General features: G+C 55.7%; 22 protein-coding genes and 1 pseudogene. 3 read left to right on the forward strand and 20 right to left on the reverse strand.

Going from position 1 to position 21,722, the window contains the following annotated elements; all coding sequences use genetic code 11:
- Nucleotides 1-92 precede the first annotated feature (92 nt).
- Nucleotides 93-293: pseudogene (locus ACR0K5_RS23150) on the forward strand (integrase); the annotation flags it as partial.
- 187 nt (nucleotides 294-480) lie between these two features.
- Here the strand turns inward: ACR0K5_RS23150 and ACR0K5_RS23155 are convergent.
- The 15 genes from ACR0K5_RS23155 to ACR0K5_RS23225 form a co-directional block, all read right to left on the reverse strand.
- Nucleotides 481-1,176, reverse strand: a complete 696-nt coding sequence (locus ACR0K5_RS23155; protein ID WP_480631901.1) for an RraA family protein — start codon at nucleotides 1,174-1,176, stop codon at nucleotides 481-483.
- Nucleotides 1,173-1,868 carry an alpha/beta fold hydrolase gene (locus ACR0K5_RS23160; protein ID WP_480631902.1) on the reverse strand — a complete coding sequence of 232 codons (696 nt, stop codon included), beginning with the start codon at nucleotides 1,866-1,868 and terminating at the stop codon, nucleotides 1,173-1,175. Before ACR0K5_RS23160 ends, ACR0K5_RS23155 begins: the two co-directional genes overlap by 4 nt.
- On the reverse strand, nucleotides 1,865-2,989 hold the full coding sequence (locus tag ACR0K5_RS23165; RefSeq protein WP_480631903.1) for a cobalamin-independent methionine synthase II family protein: 1,125 nt from the start codon (nucleotides 2,987-2,989) through the stop codon (nucleotides 1,865-1,867). The genes ACR0K5_RS23160 and ACR0K5_RS23165 overlap by 4 nt, the downstream gene beginning before the upstream one ends.
- A 10-nt stretch (nucleotides 2,990-2,999) precedes the next feature.
- A complete protein-coding gene (locus ACR0K5_RS23170) occupies nucleotides 3,000-3,602 on the reverse strand; it encodes a class I SAM-dependent methyltransferase (RefSeq protein ID WP_480631904.1) in 603 nt (200 codons plus the stop codon).
- On the reverse strand, nucleotides 3,599-4,564 hold the full coding sequence (locus tag ACR0K5_RS23175) for a cupin domain-containing protein (protein WP_480631905.1): 966 nt from the start codon (nucleotides 4,562-4,564) through the stop codon (nucleotides 3,599-3,601). The genes ACR0K5_RS23170 and ACR0K5_RS23175 overlap by 4 nt, the downstream gene beginning before the upstream one ends.
- Nucleotides 4,565-4,756: 192 nt before the next feature.
- On the reverse strand, nucleotides 4,757-5,746 hold the full coding sequence (locus ACR0K5_RS23180; protein WP_480631906.1) for a nuclear transport factor 2 family protein: 990 nt from the start codon (nucleotides 5,744-5,746) through the stop codon (nucleotides 4,757-4,759).
- Nucleotides 5,743-6,786: a LacI family DNA-binding transcriptional regulator gene (locus tag ACR0K5_RS23185; RefSeq protein WP_480631907.1), complete on the reverse strand. Its 1,044-nt coding sequence runs from the start codon at nucleotides 6,784-6,786 to the stop codon at nucleotides 5,743-5,745. Before ACR0K5_RS23185 ends, ACR0K5_RS23180 begins: the two co-directional genes overlap by 4 nt.
- Nucleotides 6,786-7,550, reverse strand: a complete 765-nt coding sequence (locus ACR0K5_RS23190; RefSeq protein WP_480631908.1) for an SDR family NAD(P)-dependent oxidoreductase — start codon at nucleotides 7,548-7,550, stop codon at nucleotides 6,786-6,788. The genes ACR0K5_RS23185 and ACR0K5_RS23190 overlap by 1 nt, the downstream gene beginning before the upstream one ends.
- Nucleotides 7,550-8,602 (reverse strand): ester cyclase, encoded by a 1,053-nt coding sequence (locus ACR0K5_RS23195; RefSeq protein WP_480631909.1) that lies wholly within the window; start codon nucleotides 8,600-8,602, stop codon nucleotides 7,550-7,552. Before ACR0K5_RS23195 ends, ACR0K5_RS23190 begins: the two co-directional genes overlap by 1 nt.
- Nucleotides 8,599-9,930 carry a histidinol dehydrogenase gene (gene hisD / locus ACR0K5_RS23200; RefSeq protein WP_480631910.1) on the reverse strand — a complete coding sequence of 444 codons (1,332 nt, stop codon included), beginning with the start codon at nucleotides 9,928-9,930 and terminating at the stop codon, nucleotides 8,599-8,601. The genes ACR0K5_RS23195 and hisD overlap by 4 nt, the downstream gene beginning before the upstream one ends.
- Nucleotides 9,931-9,941: 11 nt before the next feature.
- A complete protein-coding gene (locus tag ACR0K5_RS23205; RefSeq protein WP_480631911.1) occupies nucleotides 9,942-10,472 on the reverse strand; it encodes an ester cyclase in 531 nt (176 codons plus the stop codon).
- Between the two features lie 128 nt (nucleotides 10,473-10,600).
- Complete coding sequence (locus tag ACR0K5_RS23210; protein WP_480631912.1) at nucleotides 10,601-11,755, reverse strand: carbohydrate ABC transporter permease; 1,155 nt, start codon at nucleotides 11,753-11,755, stop codon at nucleotides 10,601-10,603.
- 1 nt (nucleotide 11,756) lies between these two features.
- Nucleotides 11,757-12,779: a carbohydrate ABC transporter permease gene (locus ACR0K5_RS23215; RefSeq protein WP_480631913.1), complete on the reverse strand. Its 1,023-nt coding sequence runs from the start codon at nucleotides 12,777-12,779 to the stop codon at nucleotides 11,757-11,759.
- 69 nt (nucleotides 12,780-12,848) lie between these two features.
- The gene (locus ACR0K5_RS23220) at nucleotides 12,849-14,060 is read right to left on the reverse strand and encodes an ABC transporter substrate-binding protein (RefSeq protein ID WP_480631914.1); all 1,212 of its coding nucleotides are present in this window, start codon (nucleotides 14,058-14,060) and stop codon (nucleotides 12,849-12,851) included.
- A gap of 48 nt (nucleotides 14,061-14,108) precedes the next feature.
- Nucleotides 14,109-15,185, reverse strand: coding sequence for an ABC transporter ATP-binding protein (locus ACR0K5_RS23225; protein WP_480631915.1), 1,077 nt, complete (start codon nucleotides 15,183-15,185; stop codon nucleotides 14,109-14,111).
- Nucleotides 15,186-15,337: 152 nt separating this feature from the next.
- Between ACR0K5_RS23225 and ACR0K5_RS23230 the strand changes: the two genes are divergently transcribed.
- Both ACR0K5_RS23230 and ACR0K5_RS23235 read left to right on the forward strand, forming a co-directional pair.
- Nucleotides 15,338-16,351 (forward strand): ester cyclase, encoded by a 1,014-nt coding sequence (locus tag ACR0K5_RS23230; protein ID WP_480631916.1) that lies wholly within the window; start codon nucleotides 15,338-15,340, stop codon nucleotides 16,349-16,351.
- Nucleotides 16,348-17,217: an amidohydrolase family protein gene (locus ACR0K5_RS23235; protein ID WP_480631917.1), complete on the forward strand. Its 870-nt coding sequence runs from the start codon at nucleotides 16,348-16,350 to the stop codon at nucleotides 17,215-17,217. The genes ACR0K5_RS23230 and ACR0K5_RS23235 overlap by 4 nt, the downstream gene beginning before the upstream one ends.
- Nucleotides 17,218-17,419: 202 nt before the next feature.
- Here the strand turns inward: ACR0K5_RS23235 and ACR0K5_RS23240 are convergent, their stop codons facing one another.
- The 5 genes from ACR0K5_RS23240 to repA form a co-directional block, all read right to left on the reverse strand.
- Entirely contained in the window at nucleotides 17,420-17,701 is a 282-nt protein-coding gene (locus tag ACR0K5_RS23240; protein WP_480631918.1) for a type II toxin-antitoxin system RelE/ParE family toxin, read from the reverse strand.
- A complete protein-coding gene (locus tag ACR0K5_RS23245; protein WP_480631919.1) occupies nucleotides 17,698-17,982 on the reverse strand; it encodes a CopG family ribbon-helix-helix protein in 285 nt (94 codons plus the stop codon). Before ACR0K5_RS23245 ends, ACR0K5_RS23240 begins: the two co-directional genes overlap by 4 nt.
- 128 nt (nucleotides 17,983-18,110) lie before the next feature.
- Nucleotides 18,111-19,172: a helix-turn-helix domain-containing protein gene (locus tag ACR0K5_RS23250; RefSeq protein WP_480631920.1), complete on the reverse strand. Its 1,062-nt coding sequence runs from the start codon at nucleotides 19,170-19,172 to the stop codon at nucleotides 18,111-18,113.
- A gap of 177 nt (nucleotides 19,173-19,349) precedes the next feature.
- Nucleotides 19,350-20,318, reverse strand: a complete 969-nt coding sequence (gene repB / locus ACR0K5_RS23255; protein WP_480631921.1) for a plasmid partitioning protein RepB — start codon at nucleotides 20,316-20,318, stop codon at nucleotides 19,350-19,352.
- On the reverse strand, nucleotides 20,318-21,502 hold the full coding sequence (gene repA / locus ACR0K5_RS23260) for a plasmid partitioning protein RepA (RefSeq protein ID WP_480631922.1): 1,185 nt from the start codon (nucleotides 21,500-21,502) through the stop codon (nucleotides 20,318-20,320). Before repA ends, repB begins: the two co-directional genes overlap by 1 nt.
- Nucleotides 21,503-21,722: the final 220 nt, after the last annotated feature.

Raw genomic sequence — 21,722 nt, forward strand, 5'->3', positions numbered from 1 at the left:
TCATCTCCACTCCTTGGCGGTTACGATGAGCCAGAAACCCTCTCTTATCAAATCAACCTAAACTGTCCCATTGGTGCTGACGTCAGACAGGGGTCACATCCATTGGCCTTGAGGCAAGCGCATACGGAACGCATTCAATGCGGCGTACCAAAGTAACCCAGATCTACAAGAAGACTGGCAACCTGCGCGCCGTGCAGCTGCATCTTGGACATACGAAGATGGACAGCACAGTTAGATATCTGGGCGTTGAACTTGAAGACGCTCTAGCTATTGCCGAAGCCATTGAAATCTAGTGCAGTTGGGTCGCTTTCACGGGCGGCCCAAACCGGACTTTCGAAGTTGAGTTTGTTTCTGCAACGCGGCTTGTTCCGATCTGCCATTTTCAGAGTTTCTCATTGTTGCACAAAAAGCAGACAGTCACACCTTAGGTGTACATTTTCTATCCACTCAACCGGCATTCATATTGATTGCTTCCTGCAATCAGATCCTGGCTTTTTCAAAGGCTGTCCAAGCGGTTTCGAATGCTTCGAAATTAAACTCCGGATGGCGGGCTGCGTCCAAGACAATACGTTCTGTCGACAATAGCTTTTGTACTGCAGCTTCTAACCGATCGACGACATCCTCCGGCACGACCAGCGCACCATGACGGTCAGCGTGGATCAACGCGCCCGGTTTGACCGTCAAGCCAAAAACAGAAACCGGCGTATCAATCTCCCGGACGTGGACGAAACCGTGGCTCGGCCCGATGGAGCCGGCAACAACCGGGAAGCCCTCGGGTAAGTCCCCGAGGTCGCGCATGACACCATTGGTCACGACACCGAAAATACCGAACCCCTTGTGGACAGATGTATTGATCTCGCCCCAATAGGCGCCGATGCAATCCGGATAATCCAGATCCTCAATCACAGCGACACTGGGGCTGGGCGCTTCGGCCATGTATTTGTAATAGGCCATGCGCCGGGTTTTGATGACGTCAGGCGGCTCGTTCGGTGGGTTCACTGCTGCGATTTTGGCCGTGCGCGCATAGCCGACGATCGAGGGTTCTTCAGGCGCTGAACACAGCATGGTGCCGCGCGTAAAACCGTCGAACCCGCGCTTACCCTGCGCTACTTCGATGGCATTGCAGACGGTGGGAGTGTCGACCTTGCGCAGCAGGGACAAAAGGGATGGCGTCATGTGTCCTCCAACCAGCGGATCAACGCCGCTGTGGTTTTTTGTGGTTGTTCCAATGTCGGGAGATGGCCTGCACCTTCAATGATCTCCAACGCGCTATGTGGCAGTAGATCATGCATCATCTGGTGGCGCTCAACAGGGCACAACTTGTCTTCGCGCCCACACAGGACCAGAGCGTTTCCGGTAAAAGCCTTGAGAGTCGCGCTTTGGTCCGGGCGGTCCATCAGTGCCTGCGATTGGCGCAAGAAAACGTCTGGGCCTAATTCGGTGGCCATTGCCATGCACATATCCAGGATAGCCCCCTGGTTTGGCCCGTCCGCCAAGTAACTGGGCTTCATCTCGTCCCGCATCACCGTCTTCAGTTTGCCGTTACGAACGGCGGCCATCTGAGGTCCGCGACGGGCTTTTACCTCTGGTTTTTCGACCAGCGGGTTAGTGTCGAGCAAAGCCAGTCGCGAGACACGTTCAGGGGCCTGACGCAATACTTCCATTGCCACGATCCCTCCCATCGACAAACCTGCCAGCGCGAAATCGGGCGGCGCATATTGCAAGATATCATGCGCCATGGCCTGCACGCTGTCGCGCCGGGACAAAGGGAATGTCATCACGGGCCTGCTGCTCGACAGAGCATTGATTTGCGGGCCAAAGAGTCGGGCATCGCACATCATACCCGGCAAGAAAATCAAGGGTGTCATGCCAAGGCCAACTTTGCCCCATCAGACAGCGCGGACAATTTGGCGTAGGCAATCTGAGGGTCGACCGCGCCAAACCCCGCAAAGGTTCCAAAGCCGCAATCGCTGCCTGCTATCACCCGATCTGCACCGACAATCCCGGTAAAGCGCTCAATCCGCTGGGCCACAAGTTCGGGATGCTCTACGAAATTGGTGGTGGTATCGACCACGCCGGGCACCAAAATCTTGTCATCGGGTATCTCCGCGCTGCGGTCGCGGAACACCGTCCACTCGTGGGCGTGTCGCGGGTTCGAGGTCTCGAACAGGACATAACGCGATTTGGTCGCCATCAGGGTGTTGAACACCTTGTCCATTGCGATGTCACAGCAATGCGGGCCTTCGTAGTTGCCCCAGCAGATATGCACCCGCACGCGTTCTTGAGGGACATTCTGAAGCGCGTGATTCAGGGCCTCCACATGCATGTTAGCAATCTTGACGAACTCGTCGTCCGAAAGATCGGTGAACAGCATATGGCGCGACAAGGCCAGATCGGGGCAATCCAATTGCAGATCCAAACCGGCGGCCACGATGGTTTCGTATTCCTCTTTCATGGCATCGGCCAGCGCCGCCAGATAGGCCTCGCGCGTGGGATAAAAATCGTTCTGCAAGAACAACGAAATTACGCCCGGCGACGCAGCGTTCATGAACCCGCGCTCAGCACCATGCTGCGCCATCGCCGCCTTCAGATTGGCGATGTCCTTTTCAAGCTCGCCCTGCCCTTTCGAGCGCACCTCTCCAGTACACATCGGCCGCGCGTATTGCGGTGTACCGCCATCATTGGCCAACCGTTGCAAAAAGCTGGGGAACATTTTCAGATCTGCCGGAGCGTTGCGCGGGCTGTCACCCGAGAAGCCTGTATAGCGATCCTTCACATACGTCGCATACGAGATCTTCGAGGTCTCGCCATCACTGACGATGTCGACCCCGGCTTCGACCTGTTTGCGCACGGTTTCCGAGACCGCTTCGGTCATGCAGGCATCAAAAGCGCCAGTGCCGTAAGGCTTTTCGTTTTCGCGGGCAAAAATGAAATCCACCACTTCCTGCGTACGTGGCAGTGACCCAACATGTGTGATTTTGACGGTCATCAGAGCCTCCTCAGATTTTTCGCGCCATCAGAACAGTATGGCTTTGGGTTTCGGGATCCTCGGCCAGAAACCCGGTCATCAGCAGCCCGTTTTTTTCCAGACACACGGCATAGTCAGCTGGCGACAAAGAGGCGTGATAGACAAGCTCTTCACCTACCGTGCCGCTGACTTCACCCGCGCGCGGACCGACGGTCAGCATCAGCATGCCACCAGATCGCAAATGGTCGGACATACGCGCAATACAGGCCTTTTGTTCTTCCGCTGTCAGGTGGAAGAAGCTGTTCCAGGCAATGATTCCGTTGAATTTCTGACCCAATTCGAAATCCCGCATATCGGCCAGCCGCCAATCACCATCGGGCCAACGGTCGCGGGCAATGGCAAGCATCGCTTCGGAAAAGTCGACACCCGTGACGTCAAAGCCTTCGGCCTTGAACCAGCGCGCAATCGGATCACCGGCCCCACAGCCCAGATCCAGCACATGATCCCCCGGCTTGAGACTGCCGGTGAAGCGCGCCAGCCAGCGCGCTTCGAATAGGGCCTTTGAGCGACGCTTGTCATATTCCGTCGCTTGCCGCTCATAAACGGCATGGGTGTCGTTTGGATCTACGCTCATCCTGTCCAGGTCGCTCCTGCCGGGTCATCGGTTGCGGTGATACGGTACAGGCCCGCCTGCCCGGTCATCGAAGGTTGCACGGTATAGGATTCACCAGTCAGAACCAAAGCCGTGTCGCCGGTCGACAAAGTGGTTTCATGATCGTCGATCGAAACACGCCAGTGGCCGCTGGCCGGCATAAGAACCACAGGTTTTTCTGCCGCGATCGACTCGGTCACAGCGGACCCTCGCCCAAGGAAATCAACCTCGAAACCGGGTTTATCCTTGATCATTCCGTTTTCGCCAATCACCTGCGCGGGCTTGTTGGCCGACAACGCCATCAGGTCCCAATACCGCGCGACGTAGTTACCAACGACATCCTCAACCGGAACCTCGGGGTAGCCTTTCAACTGCTCTTCGGTCAGCAATTGCATTGGTCGGACGTTGTGAGGTAGTTCTTGCCCCTTTTTGGAGTCGTAAAGCACGCCATTGTCGCCCAGCATCAGCCCATGGGCCTGCGCATCTTCGATGACTTGAGGTGCCCATGTCACGCCGCCGCCCGCGTCGTCACCGCCCAAGATCGACATGATCATCCCATAATCCTGACCGACGTTTTCGAAACCGCGGAAGATACCAGTCGGGATGTTGAAGATATCGCCCTCCTCGGCAATGAACTCGCCAGCGGTGCCATAACGTCCCCAGAAAAACCGCCAACGTCCTTTGGCGACAAAGAAGACCTCGGCCGTCGTGTGGCTGTGCAGAGAGTTCCGGCACTTCGGGGGTTGGCCCGCAGCACCGATGTTGAATCCGACCTTGTCAGTGATGTGCACGTGTTGATCCGGGGATTCCGAGACACCACCGCCGATAATTGTAAAGTTCTCTTTTTGATCGCTGCCCGGGGTATGGGCGTCGATAAATGCGGTTTTGCACGGCTGGAGTTCACCATAGCGAACAATGCGGGAAGAGATGTTTGATTTCGACATTTTGTAAGTTCCGATGCTACGTTTTCAGGAATGGTGGTTTGCGTGCGTGTACGGCACACTTTCTCACTCTCCTGGCGGACGCAGGTTCAAACGCCGTGCACGCAGGCTTTGGCGGTGCATATGGTAACGCCGAGGGGTCCCGGTCTCACTCAGACCATCCACAAGGATGCGATATGCGACCGGGCGCACCACTCAGACCTCTCCGCTCTGCAACAGGATCTGCTTCCAGACCGAGGTTTCATCGAACAGGGTATATTCGCGGCGCAACTGCGGCTGTCCGCTAATCAGGGCGCCAAACTCGGCGTGGCTGATGCCGAGGACATATACTTGCGCACCCGTCGGTGCACCAAAAACTCCCCAGCCGTCATGTTTGCCCCACAGGCTCCAGCGGATCGCGGCGCGGGGTGGCATATCCGGATCGACTCGCCCGATCTGGTGCTCAATCTTAAATTCGGCATTCGGGAAACTCGCCCGCAGACCCATCCAGAAACGGTCGACGGCATCCCAGCCATGTCCGGTCACGCCGCCCACATATTCCGACTGGACGGCCCGGTCATACTCGGACTCGATCGCACCCATATCGGCATTCATGATCCGGGTCAGAATATCGGCGTAGCGTTGGCCCCACTCATTATCGTTTCCGCGGCCCTTGTACGGCCCAGGCTGATCGATTTCGGGGGTAAGGGGATTGACGCAGTTGTCCGGGCCACCCTCGCGGGTTATCAGATCGGCGGCATATTCCTTTGGATCCCATCCCATCTGGCGAACGATGGCGCCCTGATCGCGGATCAGCCATTCGTCGTTGATCTGATTGTCGATGGCGTGGCAATCGGCCAGAATCCGATAGCGCAGCTTGGTTCCCGTTGGCTTGCCGTAAACGCCCTCGGCCAAATGCGTAGCCGTTGACAGGATACGATGCGAACTCAGCATCCCTTCTTCAGGTGTACCGGACCAGATCACATCCTCGCCCAGCAATTGCCGATCCGGAAACTCGGCCAGCGTCGCCATGGTCGCGCCGATCACATTCTGATTTCCCAGCACCACCGAACCGGGCGAGCGCACGACGATATCTTCGCTGTAATAGTCGTGAAGGGTCGCGATACCCCGGTCTTCCCAAATCTCTTTGGTGATACCGATGATATAGTCTGGGAAGTCCCGGAACTTGGGATCAAAGCCTTTCATGTTTCCATCCTTTGCGGCGTCCAGCCTTTGGGCAGCCGTGCCGATGTGCGCACGATCAGCGGCCCGTCAATCGCGACCTTGCGTGCCGTGGCGGCTGTCGGGTTTTCAATATGGTCCAAAAGGGCGTCAACGGTCTCGGCAACCATCAGGTTGGCCCGCTGACGAATGGTGGTGAGGTTGTAGGCAAGCCAAGCTGCCTGTGGGACGTCATCATATCCAACGACTGATACGTCTTCGGGTACACGCAATCCCAGCTCGAACCGGATAACGTCCATGACGGCAAGAGCCATGTGGTCATTGGCGACGAAAACCGCGTCGGGCCGTTTCTGCGGCTCGACATCGAACATACGACGTGCCGCCAAGCGCGCGTTCTCGGTGTGAAACTCTCCGATTTCATGAGCGTACAGGTCCTGGCCCGCATCGCTCAGAGCTGCCCGGAAGCCAGCTTCGCGGTCTCGCTGGGTTGATGCGCCTTGCCACCCGGCGATGTAAGCGATGCGGCTGTGACCTGCCGCGATAAGGAACTCGGCCACTTTGCGACCGCCCGCATAGTTATCAGACGTGACCGATGTGATCCCGTCTATGTCCTGACTACGGTTGAAAAGCACCACCGGTACACCGGCCTGTTGGCACCGCGTTGCGATATCGGACGACATCGCGACCGAGGCCAGAATGACGCCATCAACCTGGTAATCGAGGATTTCCTCCATCACGTCGTCAATGTTCCCGGCTGTTCTGGAGGCCATGAAGATCAGGACGTGATAACCCTGCTCCTGCAACTCGTTCGACAACTTCTCGAGTGCTTCGGGATAGAAATAGTTGTCCAGATAGGCCACCACCAAACCGATGATGCGACTTTTGCCGGACACCATCGCACGCGCCAACACATTGGGGCGATAGCCCAATTCAGTAGCTGCCTTTCGCACTTTCTCTTCGGTCTTCTTGCTGACCGAAGCCCCGGGCGTGAAGACTCGGCTAACCGCAGATTGGCTGACCCCTGCAAGCTGGGCGACCTGGAGTGATGTTACTTTCTCGGCCATCAGTCTGCAGTCCAACCTCCGTCAATCAACATCGATGTGCCCGTGACCAGCGCAGAGGCGTCCGAGGCGAGGTAACGGACCGCGCCCATAATGTCCTCGACCTCTCCCACCCGGTCCAGCTTGATCTTTTCCATGATCCATGCGGCGCGTTCGGGATTGTCAAAGGTGGATTGGGTCAGAGGCGTTCTTATGAACGTCGGGCAGACCGTATTGATCCGGATGCCCCGTTTGCCCCATTCGATGGCCATTGATTTGACCATGCCCTCCAACCCGTGTTTCGTCGCACAATAGAGTGCTCGGTCGACACCTCCAACATGTCCCATCTGGCTGGAGATATGGATGATCGAACCGGGCTTACTAGCCTCGATCAAAGCGCGTGCCGCATAGGCCGAGAGGAAATAGGCCGAGCGCAAATTGACGCTGGTGACAACATCAAAATCCTCTGGCGTTGTCTCAATAGCAGCGCTGTGCCGAGCGACCCCGGCCGAATTCACCACGATGTCGAAGCTGCGCGTTAAGAAAAGCTGTTCTAACGCGCCCAGATCGCCCTGATCCAGCACAAGGGCCTCGGCTGACCAGCCTTGTCCCTGCAGAGCTGCGACGGTGTCGTTCAGCCGATCCGCGCCTCTGGCCGCGCAGACCACATGCGCACCCGCCTCGGCCAAGGCCACCGCACACCCCTGTCCGATGCCTGAGGAGGCTCCGGTAACGAGGGCGGTTTTTCCGCTCAGAGAAAACGAAGGGGTGCGCGGCAGGTCGGTCATCAGTTCATTCCATTCGGTATTTCAATGCGGCCCATGTTACGGGCCTTGTTGAATTCTCGCAGACGGGCAAAGACGTCAACGCCAAGCTGCCGGTAGGCGTCCAGCAAATCGACCAGCACCCAGTTTTCACGGATGCGCCCGTTTTCCAGCCGCCAGAAATCGAGGCTGCGCATGGTAATCTTCTTGCCTGAAGGGGCAATCCCCAGCCAACCGTCATGGGTCACGGTCTGGATCATGTTGGGCCAGCCAGTTACGGCCGCGTATTCGCCATCACCAAAGAAGTGATAGGTGATCTCGTCCACGTATTGCCCCCGGTCCGGCATCCCGTTCAGGAATGGAATCTGGTGCCAGTTGCGAAAGCCCGCATACCCGCGCCCGGTACCGATGCCCGAAGGACCGTACCAGTTCATCCGGGGATGCCAGAACTGCTCCATCTCCATCACCTCGGGGCCGCCTTGCGACGGGTGTTTCTTGAGGTGCTCCAGCATGTCGATGATGTGCTGACAGGTCGCCTTTCCCTTGACCGAGTCATAGGGGCCGGGCACGAAACCGTCCTGCGTGGCCGGTCCGGGCACATGCCATTCGCGCCCCAAGCTGGGGGCCATCGGCCAGGCACCCGCCTGCATCATCACCTCGGGGATATCCCAAAGCGCCTGCATTTCAACGACCTTGCCGTCCTCGAAGCGATAGAATTCGTGGAACCTCATGGTAACCTGATGCCCGGTAGGCGGGATATCGAGCCACGGACCTGTGAAGGTACCCGTGTAATAGCCCCCGCATCCGACCCAGTCCGCACCGTCTTCGTCTGGCCCGGCCATGACGATGTAATCGCGGCGCTCCAGATCGGGCCAGGCGGCCAACAGGTCTTTGAGGGCACAATCATAGAAAGCATCGCTGCCGATGCTATCGCCAAAGGGATGGCACATGTGGAACACCGTGTCTGGAGACGTAGCCTCGGCCAGCGCCTTGCGGACACCGGCCTCGGAAAAGTCATACATCGCGGCCCTGAGCGGAGCTATCAGGGCCTTGTGCCGGGTGTGCGGGTCACTCATTCAGCAGCATCCCGATACGGTGCGGGTTCGCCATAGGGCACATTGATGCCGCCATATCGACGCACACGGACGTTGCATTGTTCGGCATGACCAACGAAGCCTTCCAGCATGCACAGGCGCGAGCCGTATTCACCGATCAGCGTCGCAGCCTCATCAGTCAGAACTTTTTGATAGCTGTGCGTTTTCAGATATTTACCTACCCAGAGCCCACCTGTGTAACGTCCGGCTTTCTTGGTCGGCAGTGTGTGGTTGGTACCAATCACCTTATCGCCATTCGAAACATTTGTTCGCGGACCAAGGAACAGCGCGCCGTAGCAAGTCATGTTCTCGAGGAACCAATCGTCGCGATCTGTCATCACCTGAACATGCTCCGAGGCGATGTCATCGGCAACCTGCAGCATCTCGTCATAAGTGTCACAGACGATCACCTCGCCATATTCTTCCCACGACACTTTCGCGGTTCCTGCGGTCGGTAGGATTCCCAGTAGGCGGTCCACCTCGGCCAGGGTGTCCTCAGCCAATTTGCGCGAGTTGGTCAGCAGCACGCAGGGGCTGTTATAGCCGTGCTCGGCCTGCCCCAGCAGGTCAGTGGCGCAAAGCTCTGCGTCTGCGGCGGACTCGTCAGCGATAACCATCGTCTCAGTCGGGCCGGCGAAAAGATCGATACCGACACGGCCGAACAGTTGCCGCTTGGCCTCGGCCACGTAGGCGTTACCGGGGCCGACCAGCATATGCACGGGGTCGATGGACTCGGTCCCCAGCGCCATCGCACCGATCGCCTGAATCCCGCCCATGACATAGATCTCATGTGCACCACCCAAATGCATCGCGGCAATCACGGCTGCATTCGGCTTGCCGTTGAACGGAGGTGTACAGGCGATGATGCGCGGAACACCGGCGACCGAAGCCGTAGCCACCGACATATGCGCCGAAGCCACCATCGGAAACTTACCGCCGGGCACGTAGCAGCCCACCGATTGAACGGGGATGTTCTTGTGGCCAAGGATGACACCCGGAAGGGTTTCGACTTCGATATCCAGCATGGAATCGCGCTGAGCCTGTGCAAAGTTGCGCACCTGTTCCTGCGCGAACTTGATATCGGCCAGTTCGCGGTCGGTCAGTTGTCCGATCAGGTCATCAATTTCCTGCTGGCTCAGACGGAACGAAGGCGGTGAGTAGTTGTCGAACTTTTCGCTCAACTCTCGTACAGCGGCGTTGCCACGGGTTTCTATGTCTTTCAGGGTCGCCTCAACCACGGCGCGGGTTTTGGCGTCATCTTCGGCTCGGTCAGCGTCAGACTTACCGCGTTTAAGATACTCGATTGTCATGTTTCCGATCCTCAACTTTCGGGACGGGGCGGAAGTTTTTCACCCCGGTCAAATGCTTCCCAGCCTTCGCCATTGAACAGATCAACGCCCAGCTGAGCCGCGACATGCGCGAAGTCGACATTCACCCAGTTGTCGACGATCTTGCCGTCGACCACTTTCCAGAAATCCATGTAGCGGATCTCGACCCGTTTACCGGTGGGCGCGATGCCCAGAAACTCACCCGAATGGGTCGCTTCCTGACGGCCAAAAGCTGCTGCCCATTCACCCATGTAAAGACGCGCCTCGTCTATGCAGGTCTTGTCCGAAAACGCCGCTTGAAACGGACGCTGCCAGTTGTCCTGAAACTCTTTCAGGCCGGTCTTGGTGCCGCAGCCCTGATTGCCCATCCAGCGGAAGCCTTGGGCAAAGAACTCACCAATATCATCGATGCGGTGGTCGTTCAGACCATCCACCATGGTTTCAATCACACGGCGTGTTTCTTCAGTTTTTCTGAGATCCGTGTCGCGGGTCAGAACCGCTTGTTCGGGGCGAGAACCTTTCATGTCTCATGTCCTTTCAGATTGCTTGGGGAAGAGTTTGGGGACAGGTCCCCCAATGCTCAGAAAATCCCTTGGCATCCTGTTCAACGCCGGGTGGCGCGACATGGCGTTGTGTCGGGCATTTTTGCTCATCAGCCTTTCACCGCCCCTGCAGTCAGACCGCTGACGATCTGGCGCTGGAAGATCAGAACAAGGAAGATCAGCGGCGCGGTGATCGATACGGCGGCGGCCACGGCAACCACCTGGTCGGTTGTCGTAGTCTCGCGGTTAAACATACCAACGATGGCCGGAACCATGGTCTGGTTCTGCGCATCCAGCAGCAGCGAGGTGACAAGGATATCGTTGTACGCCAGCAGGAAGCTGAACAGCCCGGTGGTGATCACCCCTGGCCACATCACCGGCATGATCACACGGCGGAAAGCCTGAAAGTGGTTGCAGCCATCGACGCGCGCGGCCTCATCCAGCTCGGCCGGAATGTTCTGGAAGAATGAGCGCAGCATCCAGATCGTAAACGGTTGGTTGATCGCCACCAGCACCGCGATCACGGCAAAGGGCTTGCCATAGAGCGTCGGTGCGTTTTCGCCCAGGATCGGGGCCAGCCATTCGGACGAGCTGATGAAAACCGGCAGATAGCTGGCGACCAGCGCCGACGGCGGCAGCGCGCGGAAGATCAGCGCAACGATCAGCAGCCAGAAGGCCAGATTTGACCCCGACCGCGCCAGCCCATAGCCCGCCAATGTCCCGACCGAAAGCGACAGGATGACAACGCCAGTAGTCACGATCAGCGAGTTCTTGAAGTTGTTCGAGAAGCCGCGGTCGATCCAGACTGTTTTGTAGTGTTCGGTCGTCAGACCCAGTATGTCACGCCCCAGCGGACCAAAGATTGGATTCAAGACGCTCAGAATGGCGGGCAGGATTATGAAAAACACGACCAGAAAGCCCACTGCCGCGGCCAGAATACCGATCACCCAGCCAAACCATTCCTGCCCTTCCCTGGAATAGGTTTTGATCATTTCCGGCATCTTCTTGAACACCAAAGCAATAGTGCCCCAGATCACCGCTATACCGAGGATGATATCCAGCAGCGACAGTCCGTTGCCGTTGGACAGCGTCGTTGGCCCGAAGATCACGTTGAGGGCATTGCTGTCAAAAGCATCGACCGGGGATTTGAAGCTCATCACCGTGATCCAGAAGATCGGGAAGATGGCAACAAGGCACCAGAAGGCCAGGAAGACGTTCGAGGTCAGCCGCAGGCTGAACGGTTGGCGAAGCGCGCGCGAGGACATGTCAGTGACCTCCTTTGTGATCGCGCCATGTCCGGCGCAGCGGGAAGATAAGCAGGATGGCGATACCGATCATGGTCAGCATGGCGCTGGCCGAAGCCCGGCTGATCGAACGATTGCCCGCCTGATCAGGCACCAGGAAGTCATACGTCAGCCATTGCAGCGATATGACGTAGCCTTGGCTGGCGAACCCGACGATCTCTTCGAACACCCGGTAGCTGTCCATCAGGTGGATCATCGACACGAATATGATCAGCGGCATCAGATGCGGGATGACAATGAACTTCATCCGTTGCCAGCGGGTCGCGCCGTCGATCACCGCGCTTTCCAGACTGTCCTGATTGACCGTTTGCAGACCAGCATAAAACACGATGGCGGCAAAGGGCGCGACATGCCAGACGCGGTACAGCATCATCAGGATTTCAATGGTCCAGGCCTGCGCAAACAGGGCGATATCCCGGTTCAGCCACCATTCCAACAACGCAGTCAGGATACCGTCACCACGGAACAGCCAGTTGACCGACAGCACCCCGATCACAGGGGTTATGATAAAGGGCAGCAACGAGATGAATATCACCGGCCCTCGGATCGCCTGTGCTGCGTTGTTGATCATAACCGCAATCCCCAGCCCGCAGACGATGACCAAAGGCAAGGTGATCAGCGTGAAGGTCAGGGTAAACCGAAGCGCTTTCCAAAAGTTGATGGTGGACAGCACGTTCCAGTTGCCATCACTGATCGCGCGCCAGGCCCGTTCCGGCTCCAATACGTTGCGATAGCTTTCCCACCCCACATACTGGGTTTGGGTGATGACCTTGCCTTCCTCATCCAGTTTTGGCTGTGAGACCGTTTCAGTCACACAGGTCTGTGTCAGGAACCCCGGGGTGCAGGTTTCAACCTCAACCGTCTCGTAAATCGGCTGTGTGACATAGAAACTCTGCTTGAACACGCTGACCAGAGGGAACGCGATGAAGAGAAGCATCATAAAGACAGAGGGGCCAACAAAGGCGGCAAATGTCCGGAAATTCATGGCTCTGCCTTTCTCATGGTTCTCAAGGGAAAGAGGGGATAGGAGGGCCGGAGCCCTCCCCCGGGAGGATCAGTTGCTGATCAAACCAGCTTCTTTGGCTGCTGTCAGATACTCAGCTTCGATATCAGCCAGAGTAGTCGTCGCGTCTTTTGCGCCGGTCAGATAGTCAGCCAGACCGTTCCCCAGCGCGCTGTGCAGAACGCCCATCGCTGCGGATGCGGGATACGCCTTGGCACCATTCTCTGCCGAAGCCGCGGCTCCAGCCGCCAGATCACCCGGCTTGTAGGCAGGGCTCAGCCAGACAGCGACATCGTTGTTGGCGCTGACCATCTCTCCATCCATGCCTTCCATAACGAGGCGGAAAGCAGCATCCGCTTCTTCATCACTCATGTTTGCGGCCAAAACGACACCGTCCCACCAAATGGTGGTCGACGGGGCAGCTGCGCCCATCGGGGCTGATGCCATGGTCACTTTGCCGACAACTTGGCTTTCAGTTTCGTCATTCATGGCAGCGGCACGGCTGGCCCACAGGTTCGCCATGGCGATCTTGCCCTGCTGGAATTGCTGCTGAACATAAGTCGAGTCAGACACCAAATATTCCGGGTCCATAAACTCGGTCATGGCTTTCATGGTCTCAAGAGCTTTGACGCCCTGTTCGTTGTTGATCGAGGGCTGATTGCCATCGCCAAAGAACTGCCCACCTTCGCCCATGTACATGTTGACGAATTCCTGAGCGAGATTCCAACCGGTCTTGAAAGTGCCACCAATCGGATAATCCATGACACCCGCTTCCTTGATCGTGGCAGCGGCGGCCAAAACGTCACCATAGGTCTTGGGTTCTTCGATGCCGAGATCGGCCAGAACGTCACTGCGGTACATCAGGTGTTGTGCGTTCACCATCATGGCAATCGCCATGATCTTGCCGTCCACCTTGATCAACTGGTTCGGCAGCAGGTCCTGACCATACTTCTCGACCAAATCATCCAGCGGACGCAGCGACCCGGCGTTCAAAAGCGGGATCATGGTTTCGTTGGCAACACCGCCGATCTGATAGAGCGCAGGGTTGGCTGCGAAAGCCTCTGGCTGTTTCTCACGGAATTCCTGGTCCAGCGAGGCGCTGAAATTGCCGCATTCGGCCATCGCATCAGTCACCGCTTTCCAGGCTTCGAACCCGGCCGAAAGCGATTTCAGCGGTACGTCGTTTTCATAGGCGCAATCAGCCCACGCGCCAGCTGCGGCGAGGGACATGGCACCTGCCATGAGGATCGTCTTGAGTTTCATGCGTTTCTCCCTGTCAGGATCGGTCCGTCGTCGACGTCCGGACCGGTGTTAAGCCCGTTTGGGCTGTTCGTGGGGTTGTTGCTCCCCGATCCGCGCACCGCTTTCAGCTTCAAAGAGGTGACAGATTTCTGTTGGCACCGAGAACGAGACCGGCTCGCCAATTTCGGCGCGGAAGGCTTTGTCCGCTTTGACCGAGACCAGAGCACCACCGACCCGGACCGAGATCATGGTCGCGTCACCCAGCAGTTCCAGCGTGTAGATCGGCGCGGTAATCTGGCCTTTTCCTTCGGCAAGGCTGGCATCCTCAGCCCTGAACCCCAGCGTCATGGGGCCGTCCGGCGCATCGACCAGAATTTCGACATGCTCGGCACGGAACACTCCACTCGAAACTTCGCCATCCATCAAATTCATCGCGGGCGAGCCGATAAAGCTGGCCACGAAAGTATTCGCTGGCCGGTCATAGATTTCGGTCGGGCTGCCAACCTGCTGCACCACACCCTGCTTCATCACCACAACACGGTCAGCCAGCGTCATGGCTTCGATCTGGTCATGGGTCACATAGATGGTCGTCACCGCCAGTTCGTGGCTGAGGTTTTTGATCTGTGCCCGCGTCGAAACCCGCAGCTTGGCGTCCAGGTTCGATAGCGGCTCATCCATCAGGAACACGTTCGGCTCGCGTACAATAGCACGGGCCAGTGCCACTCGCTGTCGCTGACCGCCCGACAACTCGGCAGGCTTTCGGTGCAGGAAATCGTCCAGTTCGACCATCGCGCTGGCACGGCGCACCTTGTCGTCATGCGTCGAGGGATCGATACCGCGTACTTTCAGCGGAAAACGGATGTTTTCATAGACGTTCATGTTGGGATAAAGCGCGTAGCTCTGGAACACCATCGCCACGTCGCGGTCCTTGGGCTCAAGGTCGTTGACCACCTTGCCGTCGACCAGGATTTCGCCCTCGGTCACGTCCTCGAGACCGGCAATCATGCGCATCGTGGTGGTCTTGCCGCAGCCCGAGGGCCCGAGCAGCACCAGAAACTCGCGATCCGCGATTGTCAGGTCGAAATTGTGAACCCCAACGAAAGAGCCCCATCGTTTGCCGACGTTCCGCAATTGAATTTCCGCCATGGTGCCCCCTGAAAGGAATCATTTTGCATACGTTTGCAAAACTGTAATTCGCATATATCAAATCAGGCAAGACTTTTTTGCATACGTATGCAAAAATGCTGTTGATATCCGACTCACTCTGGCCTCGCGCCTCTCGTAAAACCCTGATTATAATGGTAAACACCGTGAACTTTCAGACAGAAAAAAAACTGGTATCCGCGTTTCACACCGCCCTGGATTCCGCGACAGAGCAAGAATCCCCCAAGGTGATGAGCCAATTCTGCGCCCCAGAACTGAAGTGGCGCGGCTTTCATCCATTCCACGAAACCAATGGCGCCGAACAGGTTGCCCTGCGATTCTGGCAGCCGCTAAAATACAGCCTTACCAACATGCAGAACCGTGTAGATATCCTGTTTGCGGGGCAAAATTCGCTACGTGACGAGGCTGATGTCTGGGTCGTATCTATGGGGCATTTGATGGGGCTGTTCGACCGTCCGTGGTTGGGTATTCGCCCAACCGGTAAGTTGGCATTTCTGCGATATTGCGCGTTCCACAAAGTCGCCGGTGACAAGATTGTCGAAACGGCGATGTACTTCGACATACCACACCTGATGGTCCAAGCCGGACAGAACCCGTTTCCGCCACAAACAGCGGCGCATTTGGTTCAACCCGGACCAATGCCCCATGATGGCCTGCTATTGAACGAACAACCCGGTGAAGAAGGCAACAAGACACTTGCGGTCATCAATGCGATGATCTCAGACCTTGGGCAATGGGACAGCGGAGTGTCACTTGAAGATGAATTGGCCCGAACCTGGCACCAGGACATGATCTGGTGGGGACCCGAGGGGATCGGCGCGACCTACACGATAGAACGCTATGCCAAGCAACACTCTGGACCGTTCCGCGCGGCTTTCAAAGACCGATCAAAGACCAAACATGTCTGCCGCCTGGCCGAAGGGCATTATGGCGGCTTCTTTGGCTGGCCCAACTTCACGGCCACTCCGTCGGGAGGGTTCATGGGTATGCCTGCCACTGAAAAACCCGGCGAATTTAGGGTTATCGACATCTATCGCCGCGCTGGTGACAAACTGGCCGAAAACTGGATCTTCATCGACCTGCTCCACTTCTGGAATGGGCAAGGAGTTGATATTCTGGCACGCACCACGGGGATCGAAACACCATGAAGATAGATGCACATCACCACCTGTGGGATCTCTCTGCAGTGACCTACCCCTGGCTCATGGAGAAAGGCATCATCCGTTTTTTTGGCGACCCCTCTTCTATCCAAAGGGACTATTTGTTGCCGGAATTTCGCGCAGATGCCGAGGCCATGGGCGTCGGCGCTTCGGTACACATTCAAGTCGGTGCTGCCGATCCCTGGGCCGAGGCTCAATGGGTGCAATCCGTGGCGGATCAGTTCCCTGACTGGCCGTTGGTACAAGTGGCATTCTGCGATCTGACTTCGGATGATCTGGCCGTACAACTCGACCGTCTTCTAACGCTGCCTTCGGTACGCGGCGTCCGTCAGATCATTGGCCGCGCTCCGGGTGAAGACGCTTCAACTGGCACAAACGCGCTGCTAAAAGACCCGGCGTTTTTGGCCGGTCTAAAGCAACTGGGCACCCGCAGCCTTTCCTTTGACCTCCAACTCCTGCCCGAACTAATGGATCAAGCTGCAGATGTTCTTGCGCAAGCTCCGGAAACCCGGATAGCCCTATGCCACGCAGGTTCACCACACGACCGTACACCACAAGGTTTACGAAAGTGGGCAGATGAATTAACAGCATTGTCGAGCCTGCCGCAGGTTTATTGCAAACTCTCCGGCCTCGGAATGTTCGATCACAACTGGAGCGCTGAAAGTGTCGCGCCTATCGTTTCAAACTGCTTGTCCCAGTTTGGCGCCGATCGCTGCATGTTCGGATCAAATTTCCCGGTCGATAGCCTCGCTTCAACTTACAAGGAGGTTGTTTCCCGGCACCAGGAACTCATTCCGAGCTCAATCCAAGAAGACGTGTTCCATGGCTCATCAAAACGCTTCTATCGCATTTGATAGCGAAGAAGCACACAAGCCAGCGGTCTTTGGCTCCATTTCAAAATAACTGCTTTGGCAGCGCGGAACTCCAGGCTCGTTGGGTGCAGCGAACTTCCGCTTTCCGCCCTCTGTGGGGAGCTAGAGGTCGAACAACAAAATAGGTTCGGTTGTTTGCCCCCTACCCTGCCGTCTGACGCCAACTATTTAAACTCCTAGTTTTTCAGTAATCCGCGCCCTGCCGGGTATCCCAGAGACGCAGAATTTCTATCTGAGTGGGCATTACACGATAGATTAGCGTAAAAGGAGTTCGCGGCACTGAAAGCTCCCGTATTTCTTGGCGTGTGTCACTTGGGTGACCTGCATATGGGTGGGCTGCAAGAGTAAGCTGAATGGCTTTGAGCTGAGCTCGTGCCTTTTCGCTGCCTTCTGGAAAAACTGACGTGTAGTAATACCGGAACCATTGAATGTCCCGGGCCGTATCTTCGAGAAATACAATTTTCATTGGCTATTGGATTGCCCGCTTGCGACCGGAGCAGAGAGCTCATTCTCGGTATCCCAGCTGTCTATCCAGGCATTCATCTCGTCTGCCGCGATGAACTTTCCTAGATCTGCTTTTTCAACAGCCGCATCAATAGCTGCACGTTTTGCTGCCTTGGATTCCAGCATCACTCTGATTGCCCGTACCGCGAGTTGTGCTGGTGGCCGATCTTCGATCGCAGCTTCTCTTTCCAGGGACTTTCTCAAGTCTTCATCGAGACGGATTGAATATGGGCTGGTACTCATCGCAATCACCTGTTTCCGGGATGTAGTACAATGTAATACATTGGCACTCTATTCTCAATAGACGATGGCATGAACGATATCTGTTGCTCTGAACTCATGAGCGAGATGAGATTTCATAGGTACGGCCCTCACTTCTGTGGTTTCTTTGAATGTTGCTTCAGCAAAGCGAATGGCTGCATGTCTCCCCGATCGATTTTGGAGGTCAGAGAAATCAAATAGGCTTGGTGGGATCTTATGTTCTCCGCTCGTTGGAAAATATATCCCAAAACCATGAAACGGAGAGCTGGGCCATGTGTCGATTTCATAGCATACCAAGCCTGACCAAGTCGTAGGTATTCGGCGATATCGTCCATAAGGCGGTCACAATGTGCTTGGTCCCGGGCAAAGCGAAGTTCCGAGCACAAGCGTGGAAAGCTGCGCTCCATTTGATCTGGAGAAACTTGAATCTGAGAATGGTTTTCTTTCTTAACTATCGGATTCAAAGAGTCATCTTTGTGCCCCTCAATTTCATGGTCATTGTCCCTCAAATTCTCTGTATCTGCCTGTGTTATCTGGGAGATTTCCACAGAGATTTCCGCCAGGACTTCGCCTAGTACATTTGCATCTGGTTTGCGACGCAGAGCATTGCGCACGGTGGCCATCAAATCTGAGATTGCGGTGTCGTCTACCACGAGTTCTCTCAAGCGAGCCAGAGCGGCCGATACCTTGTCGCGGAGAACAGTGAACTCGAGTACGCGATCAGCGTGCCTCTGGGCTTCTTGGATTAACTCGGCATGCCTTTCTGACAATGGCATCAGGGACAACCCAGTTGCGTTAACTACCCTGCCCTGCCGGTCCCGGCGCGCCCAACGTTTGCCGTTTGCGCTCATGACGCGACGGATAAGCCCAAGCTCAACTAACGCCGAGATATGGCGCTCAACAGTTTGAACACTAACGTGGGTTCGTTTGGCGATTGCCGCGTTGGAAGCGAAGCAGATGTGACGGTCATCCTGATCCGAAGAAATCTGATCTCCGCTCATAAAGGAAATCATAGTTCTCAGGACATTGAGAGACGTGGATTTAAGTCCAAGCGGTTCTCTGGCTTCCTCAACGGCTCGAAGAAGTATCCATTTTTTAGGCGTACTACCACCCTGCCCTGCCGTTCCCGACAAGGTTGCTCCATTTGGAGCCAATGCTCTTAGTGTTTTCATGTTTATCTATCGGCAGACAAAAATTACCCGTTCGCTCAAGAGCGTTTTTTCTTGTATGGCGATTCGGGTGCTGCTAGATTCTAGGTGTCTAATCTAAGAATTGCGCTTTGCGCAGCAGCCCTCGAAGCTCCGGTTTCGGGGGTTTTGTTTGTTTGCCTTCCTCCTTTCTGCTCGTCCTCAGTTCTTTTTCTCGGCGTTTACAGCTGTAAACTCAGCGTGTGAGCGCTTGATGATTTCAGCCATGTTTTTGTCCAACCAGTTAGCGAAGCCAGCGTTAGCCCCGGTCCTTTTGACCGACACGGTTAGTGATCCGTTGGTGGATTTGATTGTAACGCCTACGATTGGGCTGACTTCGGCGGCACCTTCTTTTTGTCGCGCACCACGTTTGGCAGCTGCTTTAAGGAGCGTTTCCAGCCGATCATCTGACGACATCGTTGGCTCAATGGCTGCAAGCAGGTTTGCCGCTTCATCTTCCGTCAGCTTGCCTGCAGCGAAGTTTTCTGCAAGCACCGTCCATTTTGGGCGGCCAGATTTTGGGGCTGCGCCGATCATGTCACCAATCTTTGCAGGAACATGTTGCGTAACTTTTGTCAGGTGAGACAGCCCTGATTTTGATACGTTCAATACTTGCCGCACCGTTGCAGTGTCATGACCGGAAGTCAGGATCGCCTCGGCGAAACGTGCTTTCTCGTAGAAGGAAAGATTGCGCCTCGCAGCATTCTCAAGCCCCTTGGCGAGAAGCGCTGAAGCATCGTCGATATCCTGAACATTAGCACGGACTTTAATACCGAGTTCACGGCAGGCTTTGAGCCTCCTCCTCCCATAAATTGCCTCGTATCGACCGTCGGATTTCGATTTTCTGACAAGAATGGGAACTTGTTGGCCACCGTCTTGGATACTCGACTTCAAGCTCTCGAAGCTGTCGTCATCTTCATCAGGGTTTACAGCTGTAAACTCACCAAGCCGATCAATTGGCCCCCAATCGTCTATAAGAGCCGGGTCAATTTCTCTGATTGCGGCAAGAGATCCTTGAAGCGCGCCGAGGGCAGGGGCGCTTGCCTTTACCGGCTTATCTGCAGTCTTAACTCCAGAACGCGCAATCGTGCTCGCAATACCAGACATTTCTTGAAGCGATTTTCTAGCCATTAGCTACGTCCCCATGCTTGGTGGATCATTTGCTCTACCTCAGAGCCGATCGCATCCATTGAGTTCTTTGCCCGGTCATAGGTAGCGCGTGTCATTTCCGAACGTACAACCTCGTAGATCGACTGCTTGAGCATTGTGGCGTCGCTAATTGCAGTGCTCTTCAGAGCTGTTGCTGACATAACGCGGTCCTGGAATAGTGCTCGCATAAACGAGGCAAGCTGTTGTGACGGAACGTCCGTAGGTTCGTCACGCGTTATCAGGAACTTGAAGCTGTCGTATTCGAGAGTGGCGCCGGCGTCTTCAATGACAGCCATATAAGCACCAGCAAGTTCAAGAAATTGAGCTGTCGAAGATACGTCCAACATGGAAGGTGTTAGTGGCACGAGCAACGAACTGGCGGCAGCCATCCCCGCGATGGTCAAGAATCCGAGTTGAGGTGGGCTATCAATCAGAACAAGGTCAAAATCGTCTTCCACTTGGGCCAAGGCATTCCGTATTCTAGTGAAAAACGGATGGTCGGGGTTTGAGTGGACGGCGGATTCCGTTTCAAATTCAGAAAGAACAAGCCGTGACGGTGCCACAGACAATCCGGGGAAGTATGTCGGAAGAACGACATTTGCCATTTTAACCGGGTCTTCATAGCGAATGGCATCGTATATTGTTAGCCCATCGAACTCGATTTCAGGGCTGATGCCGCACATGGATGTAAGCGAGCCTTGGGGGTCTAGGTCAACGGCCAGCACACGGTACCCGCGAAGCGCAAAAAAATGAGCCAGATGAATCGTTGTAGTGCTTTTGCTGCTGCCACCTTTGAAGTTCATCAACTGCCATACTTGAAGTTTTTCTCCTTCCGTCCGGCGAGGGATGTAGCGTCCTTGTCTGCGCGACGTTTTCTCAAGTGTTTCGCGCGCCTCCCAAAGCTCTTGGGCGGTATAGTAACGCCGACCGCTTCGCACGTCTTTTGGTTCAGGAATTGTACCTTCTGAGTGGACTTTGCGCATGAATTGACCTGAAACGCCCAAAAGTTCGGCCGCTTCTGGTGCTGCGAATGTGCGTAGTGATTTGGTGTTGTCAGGTGCAAAGGCAGCAAGAAGATGCTCTCGGATAGCCGAGTTCAATCTTTCGGAAATTTCCGTGGCGAGTGCCGATGGTCGATCTGCCGTAAGTGGTGTCACGGGAATCATGTAGTTGCCTCAAATTAAAGAATGTGGTCATTTTCGCGCCACTTGAGACAAACAGCCGTGATTCACTGCCCTAAGTCAAGGATTTTCGCTTATATTGTGGGTTCTGCAAAGCTTCAAACTACATACGCTTTGCATCAGAGCAAAGTGGTTTACAGCTGTAAACCTTGTTGAAGCAGTTTTCGGGCCTTTATAGCGGACGAAGTACTGCCGTGCAAAAAGT

This window comes from Ruegeria sp. AB9 (genome assembly GCF_056542585.1).

Excerpts from the sequence above, each read along its gene's own strand:
- ACR0K5_RS23160 (WP_480631902.1), bottom strand. The coding sequence starts at position 1,868 with ATGACACCCTTGATTTTCTTGCCGGGTATGATGTGCGATGCCCGACTC.
- ACR0K5_RS23215 (WP_480631913.1), bottom strand. The coding sequence starts at position 12,779 with ATGAATTTCCGGACATTTGCCGCCTTTGTTGGCCCCTCTGTCTTTATG.
- repB (WP_480631921.1), bottom strand. The coding sequence starts at position 20,318 with ATGGCTAGAAAATCGCTTCAAGAAATGTCTGGTATTGCGAGCACGATT.
- ACR0K5_RS23250 (WP_480631920.1), bottom strand. The coding sequence starts at position 19,172 with ATGAAAACACTAAGAGCATTGGCTCCAAATGGAGCAACCTTGTCGGGA.
- ACR0K5_RS23245 (WP_480631919.1), bottom strand. The coding sequence starts at position 17,982 with ATGAGTACCAGCCCATATTCAATCCGTCTCGATGAAGACTTGAGAAAG.
- ACR0K5_RS23240 (WP_480631918.1), bottom strand. The coding sequence starts at position 17,701 with ATGAAAATTGTATTTCTCGAAGATACGGCCCGGGACATTCAATGGTTC.
- hisD (WP_480631910.1), bottom strand. The coding sequence starts at position 9,930 with ATGACAATCGAGTATCTTAAACGCGGTAAGTCTGACGCTGACCGAGCC.
- ACR0K5_RS23185 (WP_480631907.1), bottom strand. The coding sequence starts at position 6,786 with ATGGCCGAGAAAGTAACATCACTCCAGGTCGCCCAGCTTGCAGGGGTC.
- ACR0K5_RS23210 (WP_480631912.1), bottom strand. The coding sequence starts at position 11,755 with ATGTCCTCGCGCGCGCTTCGCCAACCGTTCAGCCTGCGGCTGACCTCG.
- ACR0K5_RS23180 (WP_480631906.1), bottom strand. The coding sequence starts at position 5,746 with ATGAAAGGCTTTGATCCCAAGTTCCGGGACTTCCCAGACTATATCATC.
- ACR0K5_RS23235 (WP_480631917.1), top strand. The coding sequence starts at position 16,348 with ATGAAGATAGATGCACATCACCACCTGTGGGATCTCTCTGCAGTGACC.
- ACR0K5_RS23190 (WP_480631908.1), bottom strand. The coding sequence starts at position 7,550 with ATGACCGACCTGCCGCGCACCCCTTCGTTTTCTCTGAGCGGAAAAACC.
- ACR0K5_RS23225 (WP_480631915.1), bottom strand. The coding sequence starts at position 15,185 with ATGGCGGAAATTCAATTGCGGAACGTCGGCAAACGATGGGGCTCTTTC.
- ACR0K5_RS23220 (WP_480631914.1), bottom strand. The coding sequence starts at position 14,060 with ATGAAACTCAAGACGATCCTCATGGCAGGTGCCATGTCCCTCGCCGCA.
- ACR0K5_RS23205 (WP_480631911.1), bottom strand. The coding sequence starts at position 10,472 with ATGAAAGGTTCTCGCCCCGAACAAGCGGTTCTGACCCGCGACACGGAT.
- ACR0K5_RS23230 (WP_480631916.1), top strand. The coding sequence starts at position 15,338 with ATGGTAAACACCGTGAACTTTCAGACAGAAAAAAAACTGGTATCCGCG.
- ACR0K5_RS23155 (WP_480631901.1), bottom strand. The coding sequence starts at position 1,176 with ATGACGCCATCCCTTTTGTCCCTGCTGCGCAAGGTCGACACTCCCACC.
- ACR0K5_RS23170 (WP_480631904.1), bottom strand. The coding sequence starts at position 3,602 with ATGAGCGTAGATCCAAACGACACCCATGCCGTTTATGAGCGGCAAGCG.
- ACR0K5_RS23175 (WP_480631905.1), bottom strand. The coding sequence starts at position 4,564 with ATGTCGAAATCAAACATCTCTTCCCGCATTGTTCGCTATGGTGAACTC.
- repA (WP_480631922.1), bottom strand. The coding sequence starts at position 21,502 with ATGATTCCCGTGACACCACTTACGGCAGATCGACCATCGGCACTCGCC.
- ACR0K5_RS23195 (WP_480631909.1), bottom strand. The coding sequence starts at position 8,602 with ATGAGTGACCCGCACACCCGGCACAAGGCCCTGATAGCTCCGCTCAGG.
- ACR0K5_RS23165 (WP_480631903.1), bottom strand. The coding sequence starts at position 2,989 with ATGACCGTCAAAATCACACATGTTGGGTCACTGCCACGTACGCAGGAA.